This window comes from Nocardia bovistercoris (assembly GCF_015674855.1).
In the GTDB taxonomy this organism is placed as follows: Bacteria; Actinomycetota; Actinomycetes; order Mycobacteriales; family Mycobacteriaceae; genus Nocardia; species Nocardia bovistercoris.
Window position 1 is genome coordinate 353234 of the sequence record NZ_JADMLG010000005.1, and the last position, 23774, is coordinate 377007.

18 protein-coding genes are annotated in these 23774 nt (G+C 67.8%); 5 read left to right on the forward strand and 13 right to left on the reverse strand.

Annotated elements, in window-relative coordinates; all coding sequences use genetic code 11:
• Position 1 precedes the first annotated feature (1 nt).
• On the forward strand, positions 2 to 4231 hold the full coding sequence (gene nbtC, locus IT779_RS15230; RefSeq protein ID WP_408637759.1) for a nocobactin polyketide synthase NbtC: 4230 nt from the start codon (positions 2 to 4) through the stop codon (positions 4229 to 4231).
• Between the two features lie 64 nt (positions 4232 to 4295).
• Here the strand turns inward: nbtC and IT779_RS15235 are convergent, their stop codons facing one another.
• Positions 4296 to 5237 (reverse strand): methionyl-tRNA formyltransferase, encoded by a 942-nt coding sequence (locus IT779_RS15235; RefSeq protein ID WP_196149953.1) that lies wholly within the window; start codon positions 5235 to 5237, stop codon positions 4296 to 4298.
• 45 nt (positions 5238 to 5282) lie between these two features.
• Positions 5283 to 6569, reverse strand: coding sequence for a SidA/IucD/PvdA family monooxygenase (locus IT779_RS15240; RefSeq protein ID WP_332838810.1), 1287 nt, complete (start codon positions 6567 to 6569; stop codon positions 5283 to 5285).
• Positions 6570 to 6741: 172 nt separating this feature from the next.
• On the opposite strand from IT779_RS15240, the gene IT779_RS15245 reads away from it, so the two are divergent.
• On the forward strand, positions 6742 to 7449 hold the full coding sequence (locus IT779_RS15245; RefSeq protein WP_196149955.1) for a siderophore-interacting protein: 708 nt from the start codon (positions 6742 to 6744) through the stop codon (positions 7447 to 7449).
• A gap of 92 nt (positions 7450 to 7541) precedes the next feature.
• Here the strand turns inward: IT779_RS15245 and IT779_RS15250 are convergent, their stop codons facing one another.
• Entirely contained in the window at positions 7542 to 9278 is a 1737-nt protein-coding gene (locus tag IT779_RS15250; RefSeq protein ID WP_196149956.1) for an ABC transporter ATP-binding protein, read from the reverse strand.
• Positions 9275 to 11122 carry an ABC transporter ATP-binding protein gene (locus tag IT779_RS15255; protein ID WP_196149957.1) on the reverse strand — a complete coding sequence of 616 codons (1848 nt, stop codon included), beginning with the start codon at positions 11120 to 11122 and terminating at the stop codon, positions 9275 to 9277. The genes IT779_RS15250 and IT779_RS15255 overlap by 4 nt, the downstream gene beginning before the upstream one ends.
• A gap of 252 nt (positions 11123 to 11374) precedes the next feature.
• Between IT779_RS15255 and IT779_RS15260 the strand changes: the two genes are divergently transcribed.
• From IT779_RS15260 to IT779_RS15270, 3 genes are all read left to right on the forward strand, one after another.
• The gene (locus tag IT779_RS15260) at positions 11375 to 12322 is read left to right on the forward strand and encodes a pseudouridine synthase (RefSeq protein WP_196149958.1); all 948 of its coding nucleotides are present in this window, start codon (positions 11375 to 11377) and stop codon (positions 12320 to 12322) included.
• 55 nt (positions 12323 to 12377) lie between these two features.
• Complete coding sequence (locus IT779_RS15265) at positions 12378 to 13118, forward strand: CPBP family glutamic-type intramembrane protease (protein WP_196149959.1); 741 nt, start codon at positions 12378 to 12380, stop codon at positions 13116 to 13118.
• 173 nt (positions 13119 to 13291) lie between these two features.
• Positions 13292 to 16867 carry a DUF4779 domain-containing protein gene (locus tag IT779_RS15270; RefSeq protein WP_196149960.1) on the forward strand — a complete coding sequence of 1192 codons (3576 nt, stop codon included), beginning with the start codon at positions 13292 to 13294 and terminating at the stop codon, positions 16865 to 16867.
• Between the two features lie 184 nt (positions 16868 to 17051).
• Here IT779_RS15270 and IT779_RS15275 read toward each other — a convergent pair whose 3' ends face one another.
• The 9 genes from IT779_RS15275 to rplB form a co-directional block, all read right to left on the reverse strand.
• A complete protein-coding gene (locus IT779_RS15275) occupies positions 17052 to 19223 on the reverse strand; it encodes an MMPL family transporter (RefSeq protein ID WP_196149961.1) in 2172 nt (723 codons plus the stop codon).
• Between the two features lie 249 nt (positions 19224 to 19472).
• Complete coding sequence (locus IT779_RS15280) at positions 19473 to 20288, reverse strand: phosphatase (RefSeq protein ID WP_332838811.1); 816 nt, start codon at positions 20286 to 20288, stop codon at positions 19473 to 19475.
• Between the two features lie 206 nt (positions 20289 to 20494).
• The gene (gene rpsQ, locus IT779_RS15285; protein ID WP_196149962.1) at positions 20495 to 20767 is read right to left on the reverse strand and encodes a 30S ribosomal protein S17; all 273 of its coding nucleotides are present in this window, start codon (positions 20765 to 20767) and stop codon (positions 20495 to 20497) included.
• Positions 20764 to 21003, reverse strand: coding sequence for a 50S ribosomal protein L29 (gene rpmC / locus IT779_RS15290; RefSeq protein WP_196149963.1), 240 nt, complete (start codon positions 21001 to 21003; stop codon positions 20764 to 20766). Before rpmC ends, rpsQ begins: the two co-directional genes overlap by 4 nt.
• On the reverse strand, positions 21003 to 21419 hold the full coding sequence (gene rplP / locus IT779_RS15295; protein ID WP_196149964.1) for a 50S ribosomal protein L16: 417 nt from the start codon (positions 21417 to 21419) through the stop codon (positions 21003 to 21005). The genes rpmC and rplP overlap by 1 nt, the downstream gene beginning before the upstream one ends.
• A 4-nt stretch (positions 21420 to 21423) precedes the next feature.
• Positions 21424 to 22230, reverse strand: coding sequence for a 30S ribosomal protein S3 (rpsC, locus tag IT779_RS15300; protein ID WP_196149965.1), 807 nt, complete (start codon positions 22228 to 22230; stop codon positions 21424 to 21426).
• A complete protein-coding gene (gene rplV, locus IT779_RS15305) occupies positions 22231 to 22632 on the reverse strand; it encodes a 50S ribosomal protein L22 (RefSeq protein WP_141807402.1) in 402 nt (133 codons plus the stop codon).
• Positions 22629 to 22910, reverse strand: a complete 282-nt coding sequence (rpsS, locus tag IT779_RS15310; RefSeq protein WP_196149966.1) for a 30S ribosomal protein S19 — start codon at positions 22908 to 22910, stop codon at positions 22629 to 22631. Before rpsS ends, rplV begins: the two co-directional genes overlap by 4 nt.
• A 15-nt stretch (positions 22911 to 22925) precedes the next feature.
• Positions 22926 to 23762 carry a 50S ribosomal protein L2 gene (gene rplB / locus IT779_RS15315; protein ID WP_196149967.1) on the reverse strand — a complete coding sequence of 279 codons (837 nt, stop codon included), beginning with the start codon at positions 23760 to 23762 and terminating at the stop codon, positions 22926 to 22928.
• Between the last annotated feature and the right edge of the window lie 12 nt (positions 23763 to 23774).

A 23774-nucleotide genomic window follows, 5' to 3' on the forward strand; every position in this document is an offset into this window, starting at 1 on the left:
CCTGCTGCGTGAAGACGCCGCGGCGGTCCTCGCCTATTCCGAAGACCATCCAGCGGTTTCGCCGCAGCGCGTCGCCGCGATGCTGTTCCGCACCCGCGCACCGCGCAAGCACCGCGCCCTCGCCATGGTCACCGACCGCGACGGACTCGCCGCCGCATTGCGCGCGGTCGTCGACGGCGCGGCGCACCCGTCGCTGATTCGCACCGAAGCCCCCGCCGCCGCGCGGCGACACGCGTTCGTATTCCCCGGTCAGGGCGGTCAGCGCCCCGGAATGGGCAGGCTCTATTACGAATCCGCGCCCGCGTTCCGCGCCGAGGTCGACCGCTGCGACGCGATCTTCCAGGAACTGTTCGGCGCATCGCCACGCTCCTACCTGCTCGACCCGGACACCCCCGCCGACGACGGCGCGCAGATCGTGCAGCCCGCCCTGTTCATGCAGATGACCGCCATGGCCGCGATGTGGCGAGCCGTCGGCGTCGAGCCTGCCGTGACCGTCGGGCACAGCCAGGGCGAGATCGCCGCGGCCTACGTGTCCGGCACGATGAGCCAGGCCGACGCGGCCTTGGTGGTCGGCGCCCGCGCGCGTGCCGTGGACGACATCTCCTCCGACGATTACGCGATGGCCGTGGTCGCCGCGAGCCGCGAGGACTGCGAGGACGTACTCGCGCGCCAGTCGGGCTGGGCACAGGTCTCGGTGGTCAACGCGCCGCGCATGGTCGGTATCTCGGGCGACCGCGCCACCGTCGAAGATCTGGTGGCGGACTTCACCGAGCGCGGCGCCTTCGCCCGGCTGATCCGCGTCCGGTACCCGGCGCACACCGGCATGGTCAATCAGTTCCGCGACGCCCTGCGCGACACCGTGCGGAACCGACTGACCAATCCGAGTTTCCTCGCCTCGGAGATCCCCTGCATCGGTGCAACCCTCGGCGACGTTATCCCCCAGGATCTTTCGCCCGAGGACTACTGGTTCCTGAACCTGCGCAACGCCGTTCGATTCGACAAGGCTATCGCGACGGCCATGGCGAACGAGGCCGACACCTTCGTCGAACTCGCCGAACACCCGACACTGCAACTGTCGGTTCAGGAGAACGTGAGCCTGCTCGCCGACGGTCGCGAGACCAGGGTGATCGGCACCGCGAGCCGCGATGCCACGGACCTGACCGAGTTCACCCGTAATCTCGCCGTCGTCGCGGTGCACGACCTGAACTATCCGTGGGATCGCCTGCACACGGAAACCGCCGGACCCCCGCCACTTCCGCTGCTCGACTTCCCGAACGTTCCGATGAACGAACTGCGGCTGTGGCTGCCGTACCGAGCCAGGACGCAGCAGGACGCGCCCGCACCGGCCGCGCGGATCGAGGCGGCGGCGGAAATCTCTGCACCGGAGCTCACCTCACCCGCGCAATTGCTGGTCGAGGACTGGGTCCGGCTGACCAAGCGCAGTTTGTCGCCACCGCGCCGGATCGGGATCTTCGACCACACCGGCGACCGCCCCGACCTGATCGCCGCACTGTGCGAAGCCGCGGATCGGCACGGCGCCGACGCGAGCCCCGTCGGCGCGAGCGACACACAGGCAGCGGGTATCGACACGCTCCTGATCGTGCTGCCCGCTCCGACGCCGCTGGACGACCGCGCCGCGGCTGCCGCGATCGCCGAATTCCTCGGCGCTCGCCCGTGGTGGCCGCGACCGACCGGCTCGGTGACGGACTGCTGGCTCGTCACAGCGGGCGGCGAATCGGTGGTGACCGGCGACGCGCCGCCGCATCCGGTGCACGCCGCCGCGGGCGCGGGTTTCCGTGCCGTCGGCGCCGAATACCCCGGCATCGCGTTCCGCCACCTCGATCTGTCCCCCGAACAGTACGGACCCGACTCCGCTGCCGCGATCATCACCGCGATACACACCGCGGGCGAAACGGAACTCGCGCTGCGCGAGGGGAATCTGTACGCCAAGCGGCTCGTCGAACCTGCGCGCCCGGATACTTCGGCCAGCGTCTTCGACAACATCCTGATCATCGGCGGCACCGGCAAACTCGGCCTCGAGTTCGGTGAGCACTTCGCGCGCAACGGATCACGGCGGATCACACTGGTCAGCCGATCCGGCGAATCGCCCGCCGTCGCCGAACGGTTGGCCGCCATCCGCCGTGCGGGTAGCGCCGAGATTCGGGTGGTCTCCGGCGATGTCGGCGACGAAACCTTCGTCGCCCGTTCGGCATCCGAACACTTCGACACCCCGGTCGATCTCGTGATTCACGCGGCGGTCGACTACGCGGACGTCGACTTCGCCGACATCACCCCGGCGACAGTCGAACGGGCTTCCCGAGCCAAGATCATCGGTCTCGCCAACGTGCTCGACTCGATTCCGCGCACCGATGACTGCCGCGTACTGCTGTGCTCCTCCATGGCCGCAACGGTCGGCGGTCGCGGTCAAGCCGTGTACGCGGCGACCAACCGGATGCTCGACGCCATCGCGCACCGGCTGCGCGCCGAAGGACTCGACTGCGTGTCCGTGCAGTGGGGACAGTGGACCGCCCACCTCGACCTCGGCATCTCCGGCGCCGCGAAACTGGCCGGGGTCGGCGCGCTTCCGATGCGCCCCGAGGACGCCATCGCGCTCGGCCTCGGCGCACGCGACGGCAATGTGATCGTCGCCGGTTTCGACTGGGACCGCGCGCGTTCGGCGCTGGACGCCTACGGCTACGGCCCGCTGCTCTCCCAGCTCACCACCCCTTCGATCACCGCGCGGGTCACCACGCCGCAGACCCCGGCGGTCTCGGGGCACGACCAGGTCGACCTGTCGAACCGGCTCGTGAAGCTGCTCGCCGAAGTCATCGGCGTCGACGATGCCGACTCGATCGACACGACGGTGCCCATGGTCGCCCTCGGCCTGGATTCGTTGCAGGCTCTCGACTTCCGTCGCCGCGTCAACGCGGAATTCGACTGCGACCTGCCCGTCGCCGACCTACTCGGCGGCGCCTGCGTCCGCGATGTCGTCCGCGTCGTCGAACTCGAGAGCAAGCATTCCGGCCCGGCGAAGGCCGTCACACCGGTGGCGCAGGCGAAACCGGTCCGCCGGGCCGCCACGGTGGTTCGGACGGGCCACCAAGTCGCCACGACGCCCGCCGATATCGCGCGGCGTGCGAAAAAGGTCGCCGAACAGGCCGTCGATCCGAATACCGATATCGAGCGGATCCGCTCGGCGCGAGTCGACCTGGACATCTTCGGCATGCACGCCATGATGTCCACCCTGCGACCCGCGTTCGAGGACGGCGCGGCCCACACCGCCGCCGAGATCGCGGCCCGAGTGGAATTCGCACCGCGACACCACTGGCTGCTACAGCGCTGGCTCGACGAACTCACCGCGCACGAATGCCTCGACCTGGACGCGCCGGGCGGCTACCGACCGGCGCGACCGGTGCCGACGCCGGTGCGCGCCGACCTGTTCGAGGTGTCGGCCGACCTCGGATACTCGCGCGAGTTCGCGACCTTCCTGGAGAGTTCCAACGCGCACCTCACCGAACTCGCCCAGGACCGGGTCCGCGTCCAGGAATTGCTGTTCCCCGACGGCGACATGCTCACCGCCGAAGCGGCCTACCGCGAGAACACGATCAGCCACTACCTGAATCTCGCCGCGCGCGAGGTCGTGGCCGGACTGGTCGAGCGACTACGTGGCGACAGGTCGCCGGTCCGCATCCTCGAACTCGGCGCGGGTATCGGCGGCACCACCGACGAGGTCGTGCGCGGCCTACCCGGCCTGCCCGTCGACTACCACTTCACCGACCTGTCGACCTTCTTCCTCGCCGCGGCGCAGGAACGGTTCACCGAGTATCCGTGGATGCGTTACGGAATCATGGATCTGAACGCCGACCTGAGCGGTCAGCAGCACTACGACATCGTGCTCGCCGCGAATGTCGTGCACAACGCCCACCACATCGGAGAAGCGTTGCGCCGCTTGCGCGATCTGATCGATCCGGGCGGCGCGGTGATCTTCATCGAGGCGTGCCGGGCGAACTACCAGCTGCTGACGTCGATGAAATTCCTCATGTCGGCGGGCGCGGGCCAACCGCATCCCGGCGTCGACGACGTCCGCGAAGGTAAGCGAATCTTCCTGCGGGAGAGCGAATGGCACGATGAACTCCGCGCTTCCGGATTCACCCCGATGCTGACACTGCCCGAGGCGGGTCACCCGATGCACCTGCTCGACCAGCGGATCTTCGCCGCGATCCGCGACTGAGAACACCCGAGCCCCTACCGAATTCCTTCCGGTAGGGGCTCGGGTCGTTCCGGACACCCGTCGATCAGTCCGACGAGTCGGTGAGATAACCACCGCGCCTGAAGAACTCGGCTCCCGCGTGTTCGCTGCCATCCGCGGTACGCACCCGCGTGATCACGAGTCCGTGATTGCCGCCGCGAATCGGGTCGGTCCCGCAGACGACGACACCGCCGCTCTCCTGCACCACCACCCGGCCCGCCGTGCCGCCGTAGCGCGCCTCGGAGACGGACGCGGAAAGGATCTCGATCCGCTCTCCCCGGTAGTGGCTGAACGCGCGCGGATACGGCGCCGACAACGCGCGCACGAAACGCTCCAGATCGACGGCGTCCCATGACAGGTCGAGACGGCTGTCACGATCGGAGCGCTTGTGGAAGTAGGTGCGCTCGGCCTTGTTCTGCGGTCGCCATTCGGCGGTGCCGGACGCCAGCGCGGCCAGCGCCTCCCCGAGCGCGCCCGGGATCAGTTCCATACCGGCCTCGACCAATTCGGTGCCGGTCGCCGTCGGCCCGATCGGCAGCGCGCGCTGCACGAGGATGTCGCCGGTGTCCAACTGCTCGTCCATGCGGTGCACGGTGAGACCGAATTCCGAAGCGCCGCTGATCAGGGCCCACAGCACCGGGGAGAAGCCGGTGAACTTCGGCAGCAGCGAGTCGTGCAGGTTGAGCGTGCCGTGCGGCGGCAGGTCCCACAGTTCCTTCGGCATCCAGGTGTACCAGCTGTTCACCACGATCACTTCGGGATCCGCGCGCTTGACCAGGTCGATGGTCTCGGCGTCCACCCGTTCGGTCAGGTGCACCGGGATCGAATGCCGTGCGGCCAGCTCCTCGACGGAATCGGACCAGATCGCCTTGTAGGACTGGGCACTGCTGGGATGTGTGACGGCCAGCGTCACCTCGTGCTCCGAATCGATCAGCGCCTGCAGGGTTCTGCACCCCCAGGTCTGGAAGCCGAACATTACAATTCGCATGAAACCTCAACTTTCGAAGGGGATGGTGGCGGCGGACTCGAACCGTCAGCGCAGCACCGAATTACCGCGCGTCCGCCCGTGCACCGCGCGCGTCGACGCGATGTCGGGTTGCAGGATTCGGTCCGAGAGTTCGCCGAGGCAGCTCAGATTGGGGAAGCCCGGCCCTTGGGCGAGCCCGGCCAGATTCGGCAGGTAGAGCTTGGACGAGAGGCCGGTCACGGCCAGATCGTGGCCGATCGACGCTTCGAGCCTGCCCATGGTGATCGGACCGCCGAGCGCGAGTTCGACCAGATCCGCCGCGTCGGCGCCGAACAGCTTCAGGAACCACAGCGGCTCACCGCCGGTGGCGTCGACCACCAGGTCGAAGGCGTGCACCTGGTCGGGGCGGCGTCCGTTGCGCAGTGTGAGGGCAACCGCCTCGCCCTGTTCGGCCACGCGCACGACTCGACCCTGTAGGTGGTGAACACGACTGTCGCCCAACAGATTCTCCTGCACCCGCACCGAGAACACGCCGCGATCGGTGCGCCGCACGACATCTCGGCGCTCCTCGAAACTCAGGGCGCTCCATTTGGCCGGATCGCTGTACAGGGAGTTCTCGAAATAGCTTTCGCCCCTGGTGTAGATGGTGGCGCCGGGTGAGATCACCGCGACGGTCAGCACATCGTGGCGGACCAGCTCGTCCATGGCCGAACCGGCGGTCTCACCACCGCCGATCACCGCGGCGCGCGAGGAGACCGGGAGCTTGCGGCGTCCGGCCAGGTCCCAGAAGTCGGCGATACTCAGCACTTTGGGATGGTCGGCCAGCGGGCGTCTGCTGCTGCCGGGGCCGGTCATCATCAGGCGATCGGCGTCGATGGTGCGATCGCCGTCGGCCTGACGCACCGAAACCCGCCAACCCGACTCGGCCACCGCGATATTGCGCACCGAGCCGAGGACGAGGTCGACATCGGCCTTGGCGGCTACCCACTGGAGATATTTCGCCCACACGTGGTGGTGCGGATTCGGGCGACCCCGGTCGATCCATTCGGCGTAGGTGCCGCGCTCGACCAGGAAGGAATTCCAGCTGAACGCCATCATCGCCGCGTTGATGGCGCGATTGTCGCCGCGCGCCCAGGTGGAGCGGTACGGGAAGCCGACGTCCTTCTCGGGGCTGGTGCCGAGCCGGTGCTGCCCGTCGGTCCAGCCGCCGCTCGGCAGCCAGTTGCCGCCGACGGCATGGGATTCCACCACGGTCACGTGTGGTGCGGGCAGACCCAGTTCGCGCAGGACGTGCGCCTTGGCCGCGACGGCCATGGCCTTCGGGCCCGCTCCAACAATCAGCAGTCTGTCCACAGGTTCTCCCATCCACGAGCGCCGACGGCCAGCCATCGGATCGAGAATCCGGAACGAACAGTCGGTGTCCGAGCAACCTCGGGACAGCTGGGTGACGCCCCAGTATATTTGCATAGCCTTACCTAATGCCGCCACCTCGCATATCCGGTGTACTTAGGCTAACCTTAGGCCCATGGGCAAAGGAACCAACGGCGTCATCATGAAGATCTGGCGCGCCGACGACTACCGACTGCGCGTCACCTCCACCGAGCGAATCACCGACAGCTACATTCGCATCGGCTTCGACGCGGGCGGCCTGCTCGCCGACCATCCGGTCCACCCCACCCAGTGGATCCGCCTCTGGATTCCGGACGCGACCACCGACAAACTGCACCACCGCGGCTACACGCTGGTGGACCAGGACCCCGAGAACGACAAGTTCTACATCGAATTCGCGCTGCACGGCGGACCGGCAAGCGCCTGGGCCGCCCGCACCGTCGTCGGCGACTATCTCGAGAGCTCGGTGCTCGGCTCGGAATTCGAACTCCCGGCCGAGACCCCGAGCGAATACCTCATCTTCGGCGACACCGCCTCGCTGCCCGCGATCAACTCGCTGCTCGACGCCATCGGCGACGCGCCCGCGCGGGTTTGGCTGGAATGGCAGCACGAATCCGATCGCGACCTGCCCGTGCGCAACAAGCCGCATCACGAGACCACCTGGCTGCAGCGGGTCGACAGCGGTCGCCTGTTGCGGGAGAAGGCCGCCGAGATCACCTGTGCCGAGGACGCCTACGGCTGGGTCGCCTGCGACGGCGCGACCACCCGGTCGATCGTCAAGTCGTTCAAGACGATCCACAACCTTCCCAAGACCGCGGTGAAATCCCGCGCCTACTGGAAGTGACGCGTTCGCGGCTCGGCGGTGGCCCTAGCCGAGTCGGGTAGATCGAACAAAGGCGGGTGGCGCGGTCATACGGACCGTGCCACCCGCCTTCGTCATACGGTCGCGGCTTCGAGTCTCCAGCCCGCCGCCCGCGAGCGTTCGTTCCAGAACGCGGCATACCGACCGTCGCGCGCGAGCAGTTCCTCGTGCGTGCCGCGCTCCACGATGCGACCCGCCTCGAGGAACAGGATCTGATCGGCGTGCGCGATGGTCGCGAGCCGGTGCGCGACAACGATCACCGTCTTGTCCCTGGTCAGCTCGTGGATGCCGCGCACGACCACCGCCTCGCTGTGCGGATCGAGCGCGCTCGTCGCCTCGTCCAGCAGGACGATCGGCGCATCCTTGAGCAGCGCCCGCGCGATCGAAACACGCTGGCGCTCACCGCCGGACAGCGCGACGCCGCCCTCCCCGACGCGGGTCTCGAGACCATCGGGCATCCGCTCCACGATCTCGTCCACCCGTGCCGCCTCGACCGCCGCGCGCAACTCCGCGTCGGAGGCTTCCGGCTTGCCGATCCTGATGTTCTCGGCCACCGAGCGGTCGAACAGGTACACCTTCTGGAAGACCAGCGACAACTGGTTCAACAGCGTCGCCGACGGCTGCTCGCGCACATCGTGCTCGCCCACCGCGACCCGGCCCGAATCGGCGTCGTAGAACCGGGCCGCGAGCCGCAGCACTGTCGTCTTGCCCGAACCGCTCGGCCCGACGATCGCGGTCGTGGTCCCCGCGGGCACGCTGAAGGTGACCTCGGAAACGACCGGCTCGCCGGGACGGTATCCGAACGAGACATTGTCGAAGACCACCGAAGGCGCACCCGGATGCACCGCTGTATCCACCTCGGCGAGCACCGGTTCGGCGAGCAGTTCGGTGATCCGGTCGGCGGCGGCCGCGGCCGAACGCAGCGCGTTCCCCAATTGCGCGGCCTGGTTCAGCGGCTCGATGAAGCGCGAACTCACCGTGATCAACGCGATGGCCGCCGACGCCGAGATGGCGCCGCCGGTGACCTGCCCCACAGCCACGTAGACCAGGACCAGGAAGACGGCCTGCACGAACAGCGCGAAGACGATGAGCCCCGGCACGCTGGCGATGATCATCCGCAGACCGGCCGCCCGCTGCCCGGCCAGCGCGTCGTCCAGCGCGCGATTCCCGCGACCGACCGCGCCGAAGGCCCGCAGCACCGGCTGCGCCTGCGCGAATTCGATGACCCGCGAATCGGCTTCGCCCGCCGCCGCGTGCATCTGCTTGTCCGCCCGCGTGTACGCGCCCGCAGCGAGACCGTTGACCAGATACAGCACCGGCGCCGCGAGCAACATCGCCAGCGAGATCCGCCAATCGATGAACAGCATGCCGACCGCGACACCGAGCGGAACGATGATCCCGGTCAGCACCTTCGCGATCAGGTAGGCGATAAGACCCTGCACCTCACGGACATTCTCGACCATCAGCCGCGAAAGCGGTCCGGCGTCGCGGGTCTCGAACCAACCGAGCGGCAACCCGTTCAGATGATCGCCGAGCCGGGTCTGCAACCCGTGCTGCATGCCGACGCCGACGCGCAGACCGATCGCGGCCTGCAGGTAGCCGAAGACCACGACGCCCGCCACCGCGACCAGCATCCCGAGCGTCCACGCCCAAGCCCGGCCGAGTTCACCGTCGAACAGCGCTTCCAGCACCGGAAAGAGCAGCAGATAGGCGACCGCCTGACACAGCGCCTGCGCGAGGATCGCGGCGAACAGGCGCGGTATCAGGTGCGCGAACCGGTCGGGTACGAGCCCGAGTACCTTGCGAATCACCGAACACCCTCCGAACTCTCGATCGTCGCCAGGTCACTGAGCGCCGCCTCGTTGATCTCCCACTGCCGCTGATAGGTGCCGCCCGCCGCGCGCAGACTCTCGTGGTCCCCCGATTCGACCAGTCTTCCGTTCTCCAACACCAGAATCCGATCGACACCGGTGATGGTGTGCAGCCGGTGCGCGATGACGAGCACGGTGCGCCCGGCGACCAGGACCGCGAGTGCGTCCTGCACCGCCGCCTCCGATTCCGGGTCGGCGAAGGCGGTCGCTTCGTCCAGCACGAGCACCGGCGTATCGGCCAGCAGGGCACGCGCTATCGAAAGACGTTGCGCCTCACCGCCGGACAGCGTCGCGTCGACGCCGATCTCGGAGTCGTAGCCGCGCGGCAGCGCCGCGATACGGTCGTGGATCTGCGCGGCGCGCGCGGCCCGTTCCAACTCCTCGTCCGGCGCGCCGGGGCGTCCCAGCAGGAGATTGTCGCGGACGCTGCCGCGGATCAGCCGAACATCTTGGAAGACGAAACCCACCGTGCGGTACAGGTCTTCGGTCGAATACGCACGAATATCCCTCCCGCCGATAGTGATCCGGCCCGCACCGACATCGTAGAAACGCGGCAGGAGCTTGGCGAGCGTGGATTTGCCCGACCCGCTCGGCCCGACCAGCGCGGTGATGGTGCCCGGCGTCAGCGTGAGATCGATATCGCGCAGCACGTCGTGGTCGGCGCGGTATCCGAAGGTGACGCCTTCGAAGCGCACCGTGCCGTCCGTGGCGGGCTCATCGGAATCCGGCTCGAGCGCGGTCAGTTCCGGTGTCTGCCGTAATTCGTGCAGCCGTTGCGCCGCGATGGCCGCCGAGCGCAAAGCCTGTGCGCCGTAACCGAGACCGAGCAGCGAACTGCCGAGACCGAGTCCCACCAGCAGGAAGGGCACCAGGTCGATGGACCGCACCCAGTCCAGTTCGACCGCGGCCAAGCCCGCGACGACGACGACCAGCATCACGAACACCGGCATGACCACGATGTCGGAAGCCGACTGCACCTTCATGATCGGCGTCTTCATCCGGTCGACACTGCGCGCCTGATGATCGACCGCGTCCTGGAATTCCTTGTGCGCCTTGCCGACCTGACCGAAGGCCCGCACCACCTGGATACCGTCGATGAACTCGATCGCGGCCTGCTGGGTTCGCTGCTCGGACCGGGTGTACACCACGAGGCGGTCGCGGCCGTCCTGATCCAGCATCTTGCTGTAGAGCACCGCGAACGCGATCAGCGGCAACAGCAGCACGAGCGCAAGACGCCATTCCACCGTGATCAGATAGCCGAGGGTGATCAGCGGGACCGTGATCGCGCCGACGAATTCCAGCCGCGCGTGCGCGACCAGATAGTGCAGGGCCTCCACGTCGTCCTGGAGATACTTCTTCACCTCGCCCGAGGTGCGCTCGCCGAACCAGCCGAGCGGGACGCGAGCCAGTTTGGCCGCCAGCAGCCTGCGCAGACTCAGCTGGAACCCGCCGTCGACCAGATGCGACCAGGTGAGGGCGACCGCCTGCAGGAGTGCGCGCGCGACGAGCAGGGCCACCGCGATCGCCAGCAGCCGCCAGACCCTGTCGGTGTCGACCCGGTCGGCCAGCAGTTCCCGGCACGCTTCGACCACAAGCACCACCGGAGCGACCGAACAGACCGAGGCGACGGCCATGACGAGGCTCGCCCACAGCAGTTGCGTGCGCACCGGCGCGAGAATTTCTCTTCGCGCCAGGGCTTCCTGTTCTTTGCGCGCCTTCAGTACCGCTTTGGGCGGCCGGTTCCCCGCTTCCGCCTCGGGCAGCGGCACAACCTCAACCGTCATCCTCACTCCTTGTTTATTTGCGTCGCCTTCGGCGCCGCGGGTTCGCGGCCCTGGGGGTCTCGCGTCCCAGCGGTCGATACTTGCTCCTGCGTCGCTTTGTCTCGACCGCTGGGACGCGAGACGGCCGCGAACCTTGTGGGTGTGCCGTGGGTTGGCAGTTGGTCGACAGCTTTCGAATGTAGGTTAGGCTAAGTTTTGTCTTGGGAACAGGGTGGTCGGGGCGGGTGTGGGTTGGGTTAGGCTCGGTTGGTCATGAGGAGAAGGCAGCAGGCGCCGTTGCCCAAGCGGTTCGGGTTGGATCCGGCTCGGCTGCGGTTGCCCGTCGAGGGGGAATGGGCCACCATTCGCGATCATTTGGTCGAGCGGCTGCCTCGGGTGGAGCCTGCTCGTATCGATGAGATGTTGCGGGCGGGCGCGATCGTCGATATGGACGGGCCGATCGCGCTCGAGCAGGCGTATGTGCCGGGGGGCGCGGTCTGGTTTCACCGTGACCTGCCCGATGAGGTGGATGTTCCCTTCGACATCGATATCGTGCACCGCGACGACACCCTGCTCGTCATCGACAAACCGCATTTCCTTGCCACCATCCCGCGCGGCAGCCACATCAGGCAGACCGCCCTGGTGCGGCTGCGTCACGATCTCGACCTGCCCGACCTGATACCGGCGCACCGACTCGACCGCGCCACCGCAGGACTCGTGCTCTTCGTCGTCGATCCGGCCAGGCGGGGCGCGTATCAGACGATGTTCCACCGGCGCGCCGTGCGCAAGGAATACGAGGCGATCGCCAGGCACGATCCCGAGCTCGAGCTGCCGAGGACGATTCGCAGCCGGATCGTCAAGGACAAACACGTGTTGGCGGCCTATGAGACCGACGGTGAGCCGAATGCCGAAACCGAGGTCGAACTGGTCGAACACCGCGACGGGCTCGGCCGGTACCGACTGCGCCCGCACACCGGGCGCACCCACCAACTGCGGCTGCACATGAACGGTCTCGGCGTGCCGATCCTCGGCGACGACTTCTACCCGACCCTCACCGACCGGCCCGTGCACGATTTCACGCGCCCGCTGCAACTGCTCGCCGCATCCCTCGAATTCACCGATCCGGTCACGGGGGTCGCCCGGCGGTTCCGTACGGGACGCTCGTTGCAGGCGTGGCACGATCCCGTCGGCTGGGCGGGCCCGCTGCCCTCGGATACCTGACACCGCCCGAATACGTTGCCTGGCCGTATCCGAATCGTTACGTACACTGGGCCGGGTGCTTCAGACGAAACCCGAGGACGCGGCGCCGCATCGCCGAACGCACGCCTACATCGACGTGGCGGTCGTCGTCGTGGTGCTCGCCGGAACCAACCTCGTCGCGCACTTCACCACCCCGTTGGCGAGCGTCGTCACCGTGCCGCTCGCGGCGCTGGCCCTGCTCGGTCTCATGCGGCGCCGCGGGCTCGGCTGGGCCGAACTCGGATTGTCGCCGCGGCAGTGGCGGCGTGGCACGCTCTTCGCGCTCGGGGCGGTCGGCATAGTGCTCACCGCGGTCGCGATCGGCGCGCTGCTGCCGGTGACCCGGCCTTTCTTCCTCGCCGACCGCTATGCCACCGTTTCCGGCGCGCTCATCGCGTCGATGATCGTGATTCCGTTGCAGACGGTCATTCCCGAGGAACTCGCTTTCCGCGGTGTGCTGCACGGCACACTCGATCGGCTGTACGGTGCGCGCGGGGTGTTCGCGGCGGGGTCGCTGCTGTTCGGGCTGTGGCATATCGCGTCGTCGCTCGGGTTGACCAGCGCGAATCAGGGGCTCACCGGAATTCTCGGCGGCGGGGTCGGCGGCCAGGTCGCCGGGATCGCGCTCGCCGTCGCGGCCACCGCGGCCGCAGGGGCCGTGTTCACATGGTTGCGTCGCAGCAGTGGGAGCGTGCTCGCGCCGATCGCGTTGCACTGGTCGGTGAACGGGGCCGGGGCGCTCGCCGCGGCGCTCGTCTGGCACACGACCCTGAGCTGAGGTTCCCGGCATTCCGTGCGTGCTGCGGAAACGGGAGCTATTCACAACTCGCGGACGGCCGGCATTGACCTCACCGAGTCCTCGGATTAGTCTCACTGCGTTCAAACATATGTTCGAGCACACCTGTCGCCACCGATGAATCGGGACGATACCCGTTTCAGGGAAGGTTCGCGATGCCCGACGAAAAGACCGCGAATTCCGGGGCCGCCGCGTCCGAGTCCGGCTCCGCGGCCGACTCCGAGATCGCCGCCCTCGCGCACCGGGTCGCGACCGCGCGCGGCAAACTGCCGCTCCAACACGACACCGCACTCACCGAAGTCCTCTCCGACGACGAGATCGCCGCCGAACGCGACCTCGCCGAATGGATCCGCACGCAACGACGCGGGCAGCGCCGCCGCGCCGTCGAAGCGGAGATCGCCGCCGAGAAACGCGACAGGCGCACCGGCGCCGCCATCCGCCGCGCCGACGAGGAAGACGCGCACTGGCATCGCAAAGCCCTCGCGGCCCGGCGCCGCGTCGCCAGCCAGGACGCCCGCCTCGCCCAGCTCTACCGCCGCGCCGAATGGTCCTCGCGCGTCCTGATCGGCGTCGTCGTGCTCGGCATGATCTGGGCCGGGGTCAACGTCCAGCACAACCTGGTCCCCAGCGGCGACATGACCGACCCGCTGTACTGGCTCAGCTACGGCATCGAGGCCATGATCTCGATCCCGATCATCACCATCATGGTCGTCGCAACCACCTCCGCCCGCTGGGGGCGCGAACTGCCGCGCGGCAAAGTGGTGTTCTTCGAAGCCGCCCTGCTCGGGACCACCGTGGCACTCAACACCGGCCCACACCTGTCGGCCGGGCACTGGGGTAAAGCCGCCGAATTCGCCATCGCACCGGTCATGGTTGGCGTGGTCATCTGGTTACACGCGTGGGTCGCGGCGCGGTACGCGCAACTCATCGACAGTGTGCCGATCACCGATGTGGTGCCGGGGGTGCCCGTATCGGTCGCCCACGGCACGCCGTCTCCGGTGAACGGTGAAATCGCCCGCGAGGTCGCCGAGTCGGGAGCGCTCGCGGAACCGTTGCGGTACTCGATTCCGATGAAGCCGCTCATGAACGGGTTTCCCGTGTCCGGGGATGGTCACGGGGAATCGTCCACTATCGGGTACGACGCGAGCGGCGAGTCCGGGGGGAACAACGGATACGGAAAGCGCAACGGGCACCGAGCGCACAACGGACACGGTGGGCGGAACGGGTATGACGCGCACAGCGGTCACGAAGGGCGCAACGGGCACGACGCGGACAACGGTCGCCGCAACGGACATGAAGAGCGCAACGGATACGAAGGGCCCCATGGGCACGCTGTGAACGAGGTGCGCAGCGGACACACACGGAGTGCGTTCGACGACGCACATGCGGTGAACGGCACGGCACCGCATCCGGTCCACGGCCGCAACGAAGCCGACACTGTCACCGGAACAGCACCGCATCCCGGACGCAACGGGTCATCCTTCGGCGTCAGCGGCGTCAGCGGCGTCAGCGGCGTCAGCGGCGTCAGCGGCGTCAGCGGCGTCAGCGGCGTCAGCGGCGTCAGCGGCGTCAGCGGCGTCAGCGGCGTCAGCGGCGTCAGCGGCGTCAGCGAGAGCGGACCACATTCGGGGCGGGGGCGCAACGGGTCGCACGGCGGTGGCGGCGACGGCGCACCGTCGGCGCGGTGGGCCGAACGGCGCTCGGCCTTCACCCCCGAAATCGTCGCGATCTCCGATGTTCGCCCCACCGGCGCGTTACGGTCCGCGCGCGCGAACGGCAGGACGGTGCGCACCCCGAACGGCCGGGTGGCACACAGCCCGGACGATTCGGTCCCACACCCTGCCGCCCCCGCCACCGGCCGCGCCGCAGCCGTGCACGCCGACGGATCGGTGTCCCATCGCGAGGTCCACACGGTCGACAGGACCTCGGCCGAAGAGCGCGCATACGATCTCCGCCACGAGGTCGACAGCGAGCCGGACAGCGTTCAGTGGCCCGAAAACGTCGAGCCCCGAACCGATTCCCGCCTCACCCGCGCCTCCACCTCGCGCCCGATCCGCGGCGGGCGCTCGAATACCACCGACGACGAGCCACCCACATCCGAGGACCGGCTCGGGGACGCGGGCGACGACCCGGTCGACCGGGTTCCCACCCCGTCCCGCCCGATCGGCCGCGGCAGCGGATCGGTCACCTCCCTCGCCCACGAGCGCGCGGCGCGATTACACGCGCGGACCGGACACCCAGCGGGCACCGCCCTGGCCGCAGCCACCACCCCCGACACGCACCACGCGGAAGCTCCCCGCGACACCCGCACACCGCATCTGGTGCCCGTCACCGATGAACCCCCCGGCACTACCCGCTCGGCCACCACCGACCGGCACAACGCGGAAAGCACCGAAACCCGCACGCCGCAAGGCTTCGCTGTCACCAACGAAATCGCCACGGCAGACTCGCCGCACAGCGCGCACAGTACCGCCCCCCACGTACCGCAACGCATGCCGATAACCGACGAAGCCGTCGATTCGAACGGCCCGCTCGCCGCGAAAGCTCGCGAAACCCACGGTCCGGACCACACGCCGAGCACCGACGAAGTCCATGGCGCCGACACCCGACCCACCATCACAATGTCAGGCGCCAACGCGCCCGACCGGCACAACCTTGACAGTGCCGATCCCCGAACACCGCGCCGCGTCCCGATAACCGACGAAGCCGTCGATTCGAACGGCCCGCTCGCCGCGAAAGCTCGCGAAACCCGCGCTTCGGACCACGCCTCGATCACCGACGAGGTCCATGCCACCGACACGGGCGCCGCCGTCATCGACTCGAACTCGAACTCCGGGATCGATGATCTCGCGCAGGATATTCCGCTGATCCCGCTCGAAGAACTCGCCCCCGACCAGCACACAGTGTCGGAGCGGCCGCTCGAATCCCGTTCCGACGCCGAGTCCGCCACGACCGCACGCGAATTCGATACCGACAACCGCAGCATCTTCCCTGATCCCGACACAGCCTGCGCTCCCACCGATTTCGCCCCCGCAGCCGGACTCTTCACCGAAGATTCCGTACTTGCCGCCGATCAGCCCGACGGCGCACGAACCACGAATCGTCGCACCAAGAAGACCGCGAGCGACGCGGCGACGCGAACCACTGGACGCGGACGAGACAAACGCGCGACCACCCGCCGAACCGCGGCGGCATCCGCGCGTGCCGACTCGGAACAGCCCGCAGCGGCATCGGCCGATCGCTCCCCGAAGCCCACTCGCGCCGCCGACCGCACCGATCGCCGCCGAACCGAATCCGCCCCGGCGAAACCCACCGACACCGCACCCCGCACCGACTCGGCGGCGCGTAAGACGCGCGGAGCGGATGCCGACGCGGTGGCGGATACCGATCAGCTCACCTTGGAAGCCGACCCCGGCCCCGAACCCCGTCACCCGCGCATCACCCTCGACGCCATCGCCGCCGCCCGCGATGCCGTCGAACAGTCCGAACCCGACGACATGATCGAACCCGATATCGACGGCGACGGCGATGTCGAGATCTGGTCGGTGGCGCGCGCGATCCGGGACAAGGGCCTGTCGCGGCTGCCGGTCGAGCAGGTCGCCGAGGTACTCACCCTCGCCGATCAGTCGTGGACCCCGATGGGGATAGGCAGCGAGGTCGGCATTCCGACCGCGTCGGTGATCCGCATCCTCGAGTCGGTCGCCAAGGTCCGCCGCCCACTCATGGGCTGACCGATACGCCGAAAGGGTCCGTTCCCAACCGGGAACGGACCCTTCGTGTGCGAACGTCCGCAGCAGAATGCGGCGTATGCCTTTGCTCGAACCTATCCGCGAGAAAGCCGATCGGACTGCACGGACCTTTATGTTCAAGCGTCCGCGACAGAACGCGGTGTCTGCCCTCGGCTCAGGTTCGAACCTATTCGCGAAGAGCCGTGTCGGACCGTTCCGCGGCGAGAACGGCACCGTCGACTTCGTCCTTCGACCCGGTACCGACGGGCGTGCGGTCACCGTGCCCCGGCCACCAGGCGCGCGCACCGATCAGCGCGGTCAGCGACGGCGTGAAGAACATCGCCATGACGAAGGCCGCGATGGCGATGCCGACCGAGATCGCGAATCCCATCTGCGCCAGCGTGCTGTTGCCCGCCAACATCATCGACGCGAACGTGCCCGCGAGGATGACACCGGCCGCGGCCACGGTCGGCCCGGTGTGGCGCACGGCGAGCGCGGCCGCGGCACGGGGACTGTTGCCTTCCCGCGCTTCCTCGCGCAGCCGGGCCACCATGAGGATGTTGTAGTCGGTGCCGAGCGCGACCACGAACAGATACATGATGACCGGCAGCGTGAAGATCAGGCCCGAGTCCCCTTGGAGGTGCTGGAACACCAGCACGGTCGCGCCGAGGGTCGCGGCGAATCCGAGGAACACCGAAAGCATCAGGTACCACGGCGCGACGAGACTGCGCAGCAGCAACGCCAACACGATCATGATGAGGATCGCCGCGACCGGGAACACGATGGCGTAATCGTGGTTCATGGCGTCCTTGAAGTCGACGAAGATCGCGGTGATGCCGCCGACGACCGCGCTCGTGCCCTCGGGCGCCGCGGCGTGCGCGGCATCGCGCAGCGGTCCGGCGACGGTGTCGAGCGCGGCGTCGGATTCCGGTGCGTCGGTGAGGGTGACCTGGAAGTTGGCGATCGTCTTGTCGGCGGACAGCTGCGGTTGCCCGACTTGGCCAACGCCTTCGACTCGGCCGAGCGCCGCGCGGTAGGCGGCGAGTTGCTGCTCGCCGAGCGGTCCCTCGGTGGATCGCAGCAGTACGTCCGACGGTTGAGTGGCGCCCGCGGGCAGGCCCTTGAGCAGTTCCCGGTTGTAGACGACGGACTCGGAGGCGTCGGAGGTGGAGCCGGAGGTGAGGTCGAAGGTCGGGTTGAAGCCGAGCGCGAAGATTCCCAGCAGCACAAGCACACCGCCGGACACCGCGGCGAATACGGCGGGCCGCCTGCCGAGCCGCGCCCCGATCGCGGTGAATCGCGCGCCCTTCGGCTCGATCTGCCACGCCTTGGACGGCCAGAACACCTTGGTGCCGAGCAGTGAGACGATCGCCGGGACCAGGGTGAGCCCGGCGAGCAACGCCACCGCGACCGCGATGGCCAACGCAGGACCGAGTGCCCGGAACATCCCGAGACTCGACAGGATCAACGCCATGAACGCGATGATCACCGCGGCGGCCGCCGAGGTGATCGCTTCGCCGACGCGGCCGACCGCGCCGACCATCGCGGACTTCGAGTCTTCGCCCGCGCGAAGCAATTCCCGGTATCGGAACATGAGGAACAGGATGTAGTCGGTGCCGACGCCGAACAGCACGACCAACAGGATGGAATTGACCGAGGTGTCGATCTCGAGGTCGAATGCCTTCGCCACGATCGCGATCAGACTGTTCACCGTGCTGGACACCGCGCCGATCACGATGACCGGCAGCAGGGCGATCACCGGACTGCGGAAGATCACGAGCAGCAGGACCAGGATGAGCACGATGGTGGCGATTCCGACGATCGCGAGACCTCTCTCACCCGATTCGGTCTGATCGAGGGTCTGGGCCGCGGTGCCGGTGATGCCCGCCTTCAGATCACCTTCGCGCACTTGATCGCGCAGCTTCTCGCGCAACTCCCGCACGGCGTCGCTGCGGGTCTCATCCGAGGCGCCCGCCTGTTTCACCATCTGCACCGCGACCAGCTGCACCAGGCGGTTGTCCGACGGCGGCGTCGCCTGAATCGCGGTCACGCCCTTCACATTCCGGTCGGACAGCGCGGCCGCTATCGCACCGACTCTCGCGGTGTCGGCCTCGGTCAGCGGCGCCTCATCCGTGCGCACGAAGACGATGAGCGCGGCGGGCGCGGATTCTTGCGGAAATGCCTGTTCCTGCAACGAGAGCGCCTTGATCGACTCGTAATGCGATGGCAGGAATTCGGATTGGTCGGTGGTCGAAGTGAGGGTGGGAGCGAGCGACACCACCGCGATGACGGCGATGACCCACAGGCCGATCACCTTCCACGGATGGTGGACGACTATGCGTCCGAGGCGGGCGAACATGGTCGGGAGACAATCCTTTCCGAGTTCCGCAAGAATCGGTCGGGCACCTGTGTGCCAGATGTCGCCCGAATCCCAGCGCCGATACGCATGCGAGCATGGGTGATACGGCCGTCTCGGGCTGACCTCAGTGGTCGATCCGCGGTTGTCCGATGTCGACGCGACTGTAATCGATCGCGCCGCTGTCCGACCCACTATAAGTAGATGTATACGTACAGCGCAAGGGATTATCCGACGGGACTTGGAAACGGCTCAGCGCGCGCCACTCTCGGCGAAACCCGCACGCGCCAACAGGTATTCGGTCAACGGCACATAGTGCTCGGCCGGACGGATACCGTCGTCGAGCGGCACCGTGACCACGATCTTGCCGTCCTCCTGCCCCGCGAACAGGGCCGGATCATTGCAGTCGGCGAACCCGACGGTGTCGATGCCCGCCTCCCCCGCCGCGCCCGCCCACCCGTGATCGGCGATCACCAGATCCGGCCGCGGCCCGTTCGCCAACTCCCGCAACATGGCTCGCATGGGCTGTGGATCATGGGTGTGCGCGGGATCCCCCGCCGCGTTCACCAGCGCCGCCACGCCGCCCGTATAGGACAGTTCACGATACGGCGAGCCGTAATATTCCTCCGCCGCGTAGGACCAGCCGCCGGACGGCGTCGACACCGCGCATCCGGCCGCGCGTAGTCGATCCTCGATCGCCCGGTAAACCCCCATCAACGTGCCGGGATGCCCGGTCGCGAACATCACCGTCTCCCGCCGCTCCGCCGCCGCCCCGATCCGCTTCCCCATCACCTCGAGCGCGTCGACGGTGAGCTCCGGGTCGATGGTGTCGATGCCGCGCAGATACCGAGGGTCCGGCCGCACCCCGCACAACCGCGCCATCGTGTCGAGAGTTCGTTCGAAGGTCCACCCCCGCAGCGTCAGCCCGAACTGGTGACGAGGGTCCCCCGCGGCCATCCGCCGATAATGTTCGAGATTGTTCTCCCGCGGCGTCGCGACCTCGCCCGCGATCCCCGTCCGCACCAACTGCGCCCGCAGCGCCTCACGATCAATCTGTTCGAATCTCACTACCGAACCTCCGCGTCAAACGGGCCCCGATCGCCCACATCCAGCAAACCAGACGACCGGACAGTCCGCGTGTCGAGCGCGTGTCGCATACCACTCACCAACCCATCGCGCCCACGTTCGGCGCGCCGAGAAGACCGGGCTCGGGAACGAGGAAGGCCCGCTCCCGGGATCGGGGAGCGGGCCTTCGGGTTCGAGGCGGCCGAGGGTTACTTGGCCCTCTCCAGGACCTCCACCAGGCGCCAGCGCTTGGTGGCGGACAGGGGGCGGGTCTCCATGAGTTGGACGCGGTCGCCGATACCGGCGATCTCGTTCTCGTCGTGGGCCTTCACCTTGGAGGTGGTGCGGATGATCTTGCCGTAGAGCGGGTGCCGGTGACGGTCTTCCAGCTCGACGACGATCGTCTTGTTCATCTTGTCGGAGACGACGTAGCCGCTACGTACCTTGCGGCTGCCGCGCTCCTCTTTTTCCTTGTCGCTCACGCCGCGTCTCCCTTGTCAGCGGGTCCGGTGGCCAGACCGAGCTCACGCTCGCGCATGACCGTGTAGATACGCGCGATCTCGTGCTTGACCACGCGCAACCTGCGGTTGTTGTCCAACTGACCCGTCGCCATCTGGAAGCGCAGGTTGAACAGCTCTTCCTTCGATTCGCGCAGGCGAGAGACGAGTTCGTCCTCGGTGAGCTCGCGGAGCTCTGCGGCCGGTGTGCCGGTAGCCATCAGAACTGCTCCTCCCTGGTCACGATCCTGCACTTCATCGGGAGCTTGTGCATCGCGCGGCGCAGGGCCTCACGAGCGATCTCCTCGTTGGGGTAGGACATCTCGAACATCACTCGACCGGGCTTGACGTTCGCGATCCACCACTCCGGCGAACCCTTACCGGAACCCATGCGGGTCTCGGCGGGCTTCTTGGTGAGCGGACGATCCGGGTAGATGTTGATCCAGATCTTGCCGCCACGCTTGATGTGGCGGGTCATCGCGATACGCGCCGACTCGATCTGCCGGTTGGTCACGTACGCCGGTTCCAGCGCCTGGATACCGAACTCGCCGAACGACACCGACGTGCCGCCCTTGGCCATGCCGGAACGGCCGGGGTGATGCTGCTTACGGTGCTTGACCTTGCGAGGCATCAGCATGGCGTCAGCCCTCCTGTGGTGTCTCTGCCGGAGCGTCCGCCACAGCGGTGGCGGCGCGCCCGGCCTCGGTGCTGGTCGCCGTGGTGCCCGCGGAACCGGACCGACGCGGGCGGCTCGGACGCTCACGGCGCGGGCGATCGCGGTCGCCGCTCGGCGCGGACACGGCGGTGAGCTCGCGCTTGCCGCCGACGATGTCGCCCTTGTAGATCCAGACCTTCACGCCGATGCGGCCGAAGGTGGTCTTGGCCTCGTAGAGGCCGTAGTCGATGTCCGCGCGCAGCGTGTGCAGCGGAACCCGACCTTCGCGGTAGAACTCCGAGCGCGACATTTCGGCGCCGCCGAGACGGCCCGAGCACTGCACGCGGATGCCCTTGACGTTCGGCGAACGCATGGCCGACTGGATGGCCTTGCGCATCGCGCGCCGGAACGCCACACGGTTGGACAGCTGCTCGGCCACACCCTGGGCGACGAGCTGGGCATCCGATTCGGGGTTCTTGACCTCGAGGATGTTCAGCTGCACCTGCTTGCCGGTGAGCTTCTCGAGCTCGGCGCGGATGCGGTCGGCCTCGGCGCCGCGGCGGCCGATCACGATGCCGGGACGCGCGGTGTGGATGTCCACACGCACGCGGTCACGGGTGCGCTCGATCTCGACCTTCGAGATGCCCGCGCGCTCCATGCCGGTGGCGAGGAGCTTGCGGATGGCGACGTCTTCCTTCACGTAGTCCGCGTACTGCTTGTCCGCGTACCAACGGGACTTCCAATCGGTGGTGATACCGAGGCGGAAGCCGTGGGGATTGATCTTCTGTCCCATTTACTTTGCCCCTCCCTTCCGGCGGCTGCGAGCAGCACCGGCCGTGGGCACGCTCTCGACCTCGATGGTGATGTGGCTGGTGCGCTTGCGGATCCGGAACGCGCGGCCCTGGGCACGCGGCTGGAAACGCTTCATGGTGGCGCCCTCGTCGACGTAGGCCGTGGAGATGACCAGCGTCGCCGGGTTCAGGCCGAGGTTGTTCTCGGCGTTGGCCGCGGCACTGGCCACGACCTTCGCGACCGGCTCGCTGGCGGCCTGCGGCGCGAACTTCAGGATCGCCAGGGCGTCTTCGACCCGCTTGCCGCGGACCAGGTCCACGACACGACGAGCCTTCATCGGGGTCACACGAACGTGCTTGGCGGTCGCGCGCGCAGTCGGATTCTGAGTCTCAGTGGTCGTCATCGCCGCTTGCTCTTCCGATCTTCCTTGACATGGCTCTTGAACGTGCGGGTGGGCGCGAACTCACCCAGCTTGTGCCCGACCATGGACTCCGAGACGAACACCGGCACATGCTTGCGACCGTCGTGGACGGAGAAGGTGTGACCGATGAAGTCGGGGATGATGGTCGAACGGCGGGACCAGGTCTTGATGACCTGCTTGGTGCCCTTCTCGTTCTGGACGTCCACCTTCGCGAGGAGGTGGTCGTCGACGAACGGGCCCTTCTTGAGGCTGCGTGGCATTTTTTACCTCCTCCTTCAGCGCTTCTTGCCGGTCTTGCGACGGCGGACGATGAGCTTGTCGCTCGGGCGGTTGGGTTTGCGGGTGCGGCCTTCCGGCTGACCCCACGGCGAGACCGGGTGGCGACCACCGGAGGTCTTGCCCTCACCACCACCGTGCGGGTGGTCGACCGGGTTCATGACGACACCGCGGACCGTGGGACGACGGCCCTTCCAGCGCATACGACCGGCCTTGCCCCAGTTGATGTTCGACTGTTCGGCATTGCCGACCTCGCCGACGGTGGCGCGGCAGCGCACGTCGACGCGGCGGATCTCGCCGGAGGGCATGCGCAGCGTGGCGTAGGGGCCTTCCTTGCCGAGCAGCTGGACGCTCATACCGGCCGAACGGGCCAGCTTGGCGCCGCCGCCAGGACGCAGCTCCACCGCGTGCACGGTGGTACCGGTGGGGATGTTGCGCAGCGGCAGGTTGTTACCCGGCTTGATGTCGGCGGTGGGGCCGGACTCGATCGGGGTGCCCTGCGTCACGCCCTTGGGGGCGATGATGTAGCGCTTCTCACCGTCCACGTAGTGCAGCAGCGCGATGTTGGCGGTGCGGTTGGGGTCGTACTCGATGTGCGCGACCTTGGCCGGGATGCCGTCCTTGTCGAGCCGACGGAAGTCGATCAGACGGTAGGCGCGCTTGTGGCCGCCACCGCGGTGACGGGTGGTGATGCGGCCGTGGGCATTACGGCCACCGGACTTGGTCAGCGGACGCAGCAGCGACTTCTCCGGGGTGGAGCGGGTGATCTCGGCGAAGTCCGAGACCGACGATCCGCGCCTACCCGGCGTTGTCGGCTTGTATTTACGAATTGCCATGAGTTCTTCTCT